The 6,000-nt window shown below is 48.5% G+C and carries 7 protein-coding genes and 1 pseudogene; all 8 read right to left on the bottom strand.

Going from position 1 to position 6,000, the window contains the following annotated elements:
• A pseudogene (locus Psfp_RS22255) lies at positions 1–138 on the bottom strand (molybdopterin-binding protein); the annotation flags it as partial.
• 55 nt (positions 139–193) lie between these two features.
• On the bottom strand, positions 194–958 hold the full coding sequence (locus tag Psfp_RS12235; protein ID WP_134218825.1) for a DUF364 domain-containing protein: 765 nt from the start codon (positions 956–958) through the stop codon (positions 194–196).
• Between the two features lie 32 nt (positions 959–990).
• A complete protein-coding gene (locus tag Psfp_RS12230; protein WP_134218824.1) occupies positions 991–2,088 on the bottom strand; it encodes an ATP-binding cassette domain-containing protein in 1,098 nt (365 codons plus the stop codon).
• Positions 2,085–2,810, bottom strand: coding sequence for an ABC transporter permease (locus tag Psfp_RS12225; RefSeq protein WP_243120609.1), 726 nt, complete (start codon positions 2,808–2,810; stop codon positions 2,085–2,087). The genes Psfp_RS12230 and Psfp_RS12225 overlap by 4 nt, the downstream gene beginning before the upstream one ends.
• A gap of 160 nt (positions 2,811–2,970) precedes the next feature.
• On the bottom strand, positions 2,971–3,786 hold the full coding sequence (gene modA, locus Psfp_RS12220) for a molybdate ABC transporter substrate-binding protein (protein ID WP_243120610.1): 816 nt from the start codon (positions 3,784–3,786) through the stop codon (positions 2,971–2,973).
• A 44-nt stretch (positions 3,787–3,830) separates the two neighbouring features.
• The gene (locus Psfp_RS12215) at positions 3,831–4,502 is read right to left on the bottom strand and encodes an ATP-binding cassette domain-containing protein (protein ID WP_134218822.1); all 672 of its coding nucleotides are present in this window, start codon (positions 4,500–4,502) and stop codon (positions 3,831–3,833) included.
• A gap of 18 nt (positions 4,503–4,520) precedes the next feature.
• Positions 4,521–5,192 (bottom strand): molybdate ABC transporter permease subunit, encoded by a 672-nt coding sequence (gene modB / locus Psfp_RS12210; protein WP_134218828.1) that lies wholly within the window; start codon positions 5,190–5,192, stop codon positions 4,521–4,523.
• Between the two features lie 9 nt (positions 5,193–5,201).
• The gene (modA, locus tag Psfp_RS12205; RefSeq protein ID WP_134218821.1) at positions 5,202–5,975 is read right to left on the bottom strand and encodes a molybdate ABC transporter substrate-binding protein; all 774 of its coding nucleotides are present in this window, start codon (positions 5,973–5,975) and stop codon (positions 5,202–5,204) included.
• Positions 5,976–6,000 lie beyond the last annotated feature (25 nt).

Below are 6,000 nucleotides of genomic sequence, written 5' to 3'. Positions count from 1 at the left end.
CAAGAGCTCGGGTACGTCTTCCGGCCTTATGATGTGCCCTTTTTTAAAAAGCGCTCCCTTGGCTTCTCCCTTCACGATTTGGGTGATATCGTGGCTGAGCACCTTTCCTACCGCTTCCTCTACCTTTATCGTCTGCAACTTCATTTATGTCACTCCTTGAAAATGCCTTTATATTAAGTAGACTACAAGCGCATTAAGTTAGTCTTCCGCAGGTGGCTTCAGGACAAAACCGGGGGATACCAAGCAACGCGGCAGCCCCGGAGCCGGTTGTCCCGAACAGAACGAGCGGTATGGCGGCATTATATATTGTATCTATAGTGGCATTGCAGATGGTGCTGCCGGTAGCGAAGATAACATCACTAGCTGCAATAGACACGCCCAAGTCGTCAGCGCCGCTCCTTATCAGCACACCATTTTTGATCTGACCTATATTTGCCGGGTCCAGATCAAGCACCGTTACAGCAGAGAAGGCGTTATGCAATGCTTCCGCCAGCGCCGGCTGATAGCCTATCATGAGAATCCGGGGCCACCCGTAGTTTTTTTGAAAATATTCAACCGCCTGACGGGCGCACAGCTCCGGCCCATCATTCCGGCAGTGAACATTATTATCCAGCTTGCCGGTATGGCAGGCAACAGCGTTAAGAGTGGCGATATATACGGCCCGTTGAAAATCATCGGTCAACGGCAATGCCAGCACATCTTCCAGGGTCCCGGTAAAATCACCCTGTGCGCCGGTAAAAGCTTGTCCCTTCGACCCCATAACGGTAGCCTGCAGCAATCGCTCTTTTCCTTTCAGAAGCACGTAGTCCTGGCGCTTGGTGGCTCCGAGGGCATCTTCCGGGCTTAACAACGCTGCCTTGACTTTGACCTCCGCCTGCCTGAGCTGAGATTCATCAACCATCCGAGCAAACTCTCTTTGTAAGCGGCTAAAAAAAGAACCTGTTCTACCCTCTTTCATCACCAAAACCCCCTAATTATTTAATAACTTTGTTATTGGGCAATGACATGAAGATGTTCCGGACTAACCGACAGACTAACCTGTTCACCCCTGCGCAAGTCAAGTCCCTGCCATTCGGCCAGGGACAGGCTGGCCTGCCAGCGGCCATTCCCGTTGCAGTAAACATCAACATGTGTCGAACCAATAATAACGCTTTTGATTCGCGCAGTCCAGCAGTTTGCAGCAGCAGGTCCTTCAGCAGCCCGGCTAAGTCGAATGCTGCCTGACCTGATCAATAAAGTTGAAAGCTTGCCGGACTTGCTTAAGCCTTCCGTCAGGCAGTTTTTTGGCAACGGCCCCAGCAGAAAATCACCGTCGCCGTATTCAAACCACTGTTCACCACCCTGCCTGAGGACTCTACCGGGAATCAGATTTTCCCCGTGCAAAAACTTTGCTACAAATTCAGTCGCCGGGTGATAAAAGATTTCCAGCGGCTCTCCTTCCTGTTCAACCTGACCATCATGCAGCACGAGCATACGCTTGCCAAGCTGCAAAGCTTCCGAAAAGTCGTGCGTCACGTGAATAATGCCGATGCCTTCCGTGTGATGTATTTCTCTCAGCAGTTCCTGCATGGTATGACGAGTCTGCTGGTCAAGAGCGGAAAGCGGCTCATCCAGCAACAAGAGCGGAGGCCGGGTCAGAATGGCCCTGGCCAGTGAAACGCGCTGCCTTTCTCCCCCGCTTAAAAACCTTGGATAACGGTCAAGGAGATGGGTAATATTCATTGCTGCAGCCAACTGCTCCATCCGGCGCAATATTTCAGGACCACCGGCCATCTTCCTGGCCTTTGCGCCGAATAAAATGTTTTCCTTTACAGACATAAACGGATATAGCAGGCTGTCCTGATAAGCAAACCCCATGTATCTATGCTCCGGCGGCAAATGAGTGATTTCTTTGCCGTTCAAAAACAAAGCGCCCTTATTCAGCGCCCTAAGTCCGGCGATGGACTCGAGGAAAATAGTCTTGCCGCATCCGGTCGGCCCTAAAATAATGACATAGTCACCTGGTCCCATTAAAAAGTTGATATCTTTTAGCGAGAACTTGCCGACATTGACGGTCAGGTTATAAACTTCAAGCAGGTCCTGGCTCATAATCGCACTCCTGTTCCGGTAACGACTTTGAATACACTCATCAAGATCAGCGCCACGAGCAACATTATGACAGCAGTTGCGATGGCAAACTGCATGTCGCCAATGGTCATATTTAAAAATATGGCCACGGACAAAGTTTCTGTTTTCATCCGGGTTATGCCGGCCAGCATGGCAGTTGCTCCGAACTCGCCCAGAGCCCTGGCCCATGCCATCGTCAAACCACCCAGAACACCGCCTTTTGCCAGAGGCATAGTCACCCTTAAGAATACATCCGCTGGAGAACACCCAAGTGTGCGCGCCACATTTTCCAACCGGGGATCAATGGCATCAAAAGCTTGCTTAAAGGTTTTAATGGCAAAAGGCGTGGCAATAAACCACTGGGCAACAACAACACCACGGGAGGAAAATACAACGTCCAGACCAAGGCGGGAAAGTGTATTTCCTAAAACGGGGCCAAACAGGATCAGCAACGCCAACCCGCTGACCAGCGGCGGTAACACGATCGGAATATCCATCAGCGCATCGATTAAGGCTTTCCCCTGGAAATGATAGCGGGAAAGAATAAAACCACAGGGAACAGCAACGACAGCAGCCAGCACGGTGGCGAGAAGCGACGTCCACAGTGTGAACACGACTGCGAAATGAAATTCCGGATTCCGAATTACGGAAAGAAAAGCGGCCCATTCCCCATAAAACAACAGGCCGCCTACCATTACCACCATAAAAATTGTAATCAGAATAAAAACCAGCCAGAAAATTCCCTGAAAAAAACCAATACGCAGCTTTACCATATAAATTTACCCGTGCTAAAAATATTGTTCAAAAACCTTTAGGCAGTGGTTATGCAAGTCAGGTTTTTTTGAATATACTTTCAAAACAGTATTAAATTTTTGTCTTAAAGCCATATTTTTCAAAAACTGCGGGACCTTCTTTTTTCATGAACTCAAGAAAATCCCTGGCCTGATCTTTCTGATTGCTGTAATTAAGCGTGGCGCAAGGAATTTGATCAACAATATTTACGGCAGAATCGATTTCTACCACATCAAGCTTTTCCAGATTTTTATACGTGTTGCTATATTCAACAATACCTGCGTCCCCCTGGCCCATTAAAATCGCAGCCACTACCTTGGCGGGGCTCTCCACATAGGTAGGTGAATTTTTCTCGACGCTTTCAGTAATTCCCAGCTTGTCAAAGGTCTTAAAAACAGTTTTACCTATTGCGGTAGCCTCTTTATCCGGTATAACAAGCTTTAAGCCTGAACGGCCCAGATCCTGGACTTTGCTGATTTTCGCCGGATTTCCTTTAGGTGTAACAATTACCGGGGTGTGATAGGCAATCGGCCCAGCAATCTCTTCAATGTAGCCTTTTTTCTGGGCGGCTTCTACAAAAGGCATGCCCCCGGGCATATAAACATCACCTTTTTTCATTGTTTCCAGCTGGTTCAACAACGCCCCTGAATTATTAAAAGTTAATTCTACCTTGACACCTGTTTTTTGCTCATAAGCTTGCGCCAGCTCACTTACAGGATCTTTAAGGTTGGCTCCAACATAGGCAAATAACGACGCTTTCCCCTGCGCCTGCGAAGTACTCCCTTCTCCTCCTGCAGACGGGCCGGAAGGCTTGCCGCACCCGGTAACCAGCGCAGCCATAAGCAAGGATAGAAACATTGTTGCAAGAACCTGCACTAACCTTTTCACCAAACCATCCATCTCCTTAGTGTAACAAAAATAATTCTTTCGCGTTAATTACACGATACCGCATTCAGCGAACTGTCCATGGACTTCCCTTTTTCTAGGGATACAGTTATATCCCCTAAGAATTGTGCGTCTTCTTCGTCATGCGTAACCAAAATAAACGGTATCTGCCAATGGCTGTGCAGTTTTTTCACTTCATGCCTGAGACTTATCCTGGTATTCTTATCCAGGGCGCTGAACGGCTCGTCAAGCAACAGTAGTTGGGGACGGACGACCAGAGCCCTGGCCAGAGCAACCCGCTGCTTCTCCCCACCGGAAAGCTGGCTGGGATACCGGTCGATAAGATGCCCGACGCCAAAGGAATTTAAAAGTTCCACCGGGTCCATAGCTGCTCTGTCCTGCTTGCAATTTTTGCTTTTCAGGCCATAAAAAACATTGTGTCTGACAGTCATATGGGGGAAGAGGGCGTAGTCCTGGAACAGGTAGCCAACGTTCCTGGATTGCGGAGAGATATTAAGCTTTTCTTCCGAGGAATATAAGACCCGATCATTTATTTTGATGAGCCCCTCATTTGGTTTCGAAAGACCTGCCAACAGGTGTAAAATGGTGGTCTTTCCCGAACCGGAAGGTCCCAGAAGAATAAGAATTTGGTTGTCAACTTTCAATTGCACATCCAGGGTAAAATGCCACAATTTTTTGGTCAGGCTGGCTTCTAACATATAATCACCTTTAATACCTTAATAATTCTGCTTTTTAGCCCAGCGATTTACCCAGAATATAACAAGAAAGCTGAATATAGTAATGATTCCGACCAGAGTTCTGGCCATGACATTATTTCCCGATTCCACTGCAAAATATATGGCTGTTGGAATAGTCTGGGTCTGGCCCGGTATGTTGCCGGCAACCATCAAAGTGGCGCCGAATTCACCCAGGGCGCGGGCAAAGGTCAGCACCAGGCCCGCAAGAATACCCGGCCAGGCCAGTGGGAGCGTAATCGTAAAAAATATTCTCAGTTCACTTGCACCCAGGGTCCTGGCCACTTTCTCAAAGTTAACGTCCACGCTCATAAAAGCTGCTTTGGCGCTCTGGTACATCAGCGGGAAAGCCACCGCGGTGGAAGCAAGGACGGCCGCCCACCAGGTAAATACGAAAGTAATGCCCACATCAGCCAGAGCTTTGCCCAACAGGCCGTTTTTGCCGATTAGCAGCAACAAGCCGTAGCCAACGACTGATGGCGGCAGCACCAGGGGCAGCGTTATCGCCGCCTCTAGTACATCCTTGCCATAAAACTCTCTGCGAGCCAGCAACCGGGTTAGAGGCAATCCAAGACATGTAACGACAATCGTTGCGATTATTGCCACCCGAATAGAAAGAATTACCGGGTGCCAGTCGATTTGCTGCAAGAACATCATAAATTACTACTTGAGGACTTTGAATCCATATTTTTCGAAAACCTTAACTGCGTCGTCACTCGTCAGAAATGCTGCAAATGCCTCGGCCTCTTTCTGGTGCTTGGTGCTTTTGATTACCGCCATGGGATAAACTACAGGCGCACTGGAGCCGGCAGGAGCAGCGGCTACAATTTTAACGTTGTTGCTGGTTGCTGCATCGGTGCGGTAAACCAGCCCTGCATCCACATTGCCGGTTTCCACATAGGTAAGGACCTGGCGCACATCCTTTGCAAGAACCATTTTGGGTTCAAGCTGCTCCCAGAGCTTAAGAGCAGTTAAAGTATCTTTTGCATACTTGCCGGCAGGTACCGTTTCAGGTGTACCGATACTGATCTTTTCAACGCTCGCGTCGGTCATTCCGTTAAACTCTGTAAGCTTGCTGTCTTTCCCGGCTATCAGTACCAGTTCGTTCCCCAGCAGGTCTTTACGGGAAGCATCCACAATCAGGCCTTTTTGGGCCAGGGCATCCATTTGGGACTTGCCTGCGGATATAAATAAATCTGCCGGGGCGCCCTCCTCAATCTGCTTTTGCAAGGTGCCGGAGGCGGCTAGATTATAAGTAATAGTCACATCTGAATGTTGTTTTTCATAGATTGTCTTTAATTCTCCCGCAGCATCCGTCAGGCTGGCAGCCGCCGAAACGTTTAATTCAGTTTTCGGTTGTTCTTTTTCTCCGCCGCACCCCGTAACAGCTGCTACAACAAATAACATGAGCGCTAAAAAAATTAATATTTTTTTCATGGCTTCTTCTCTCCTAATATGTAAA

The organism is Pelotomaculum sp. FP (assembly GCF_004369245.1).
Classification (GTDB): domain Bacteria; phylum Bacillota; class Desulfotomaculia; order Desulfotomaculales; family Pelotomaculaceae; genus Pelotomaculum_C; species Pelotomaculum_C schinkii.
Note: the sequence above shows the minus strand (reverse complement) of the source record. Positions and strands in the feature narration are given on the sequence as shown.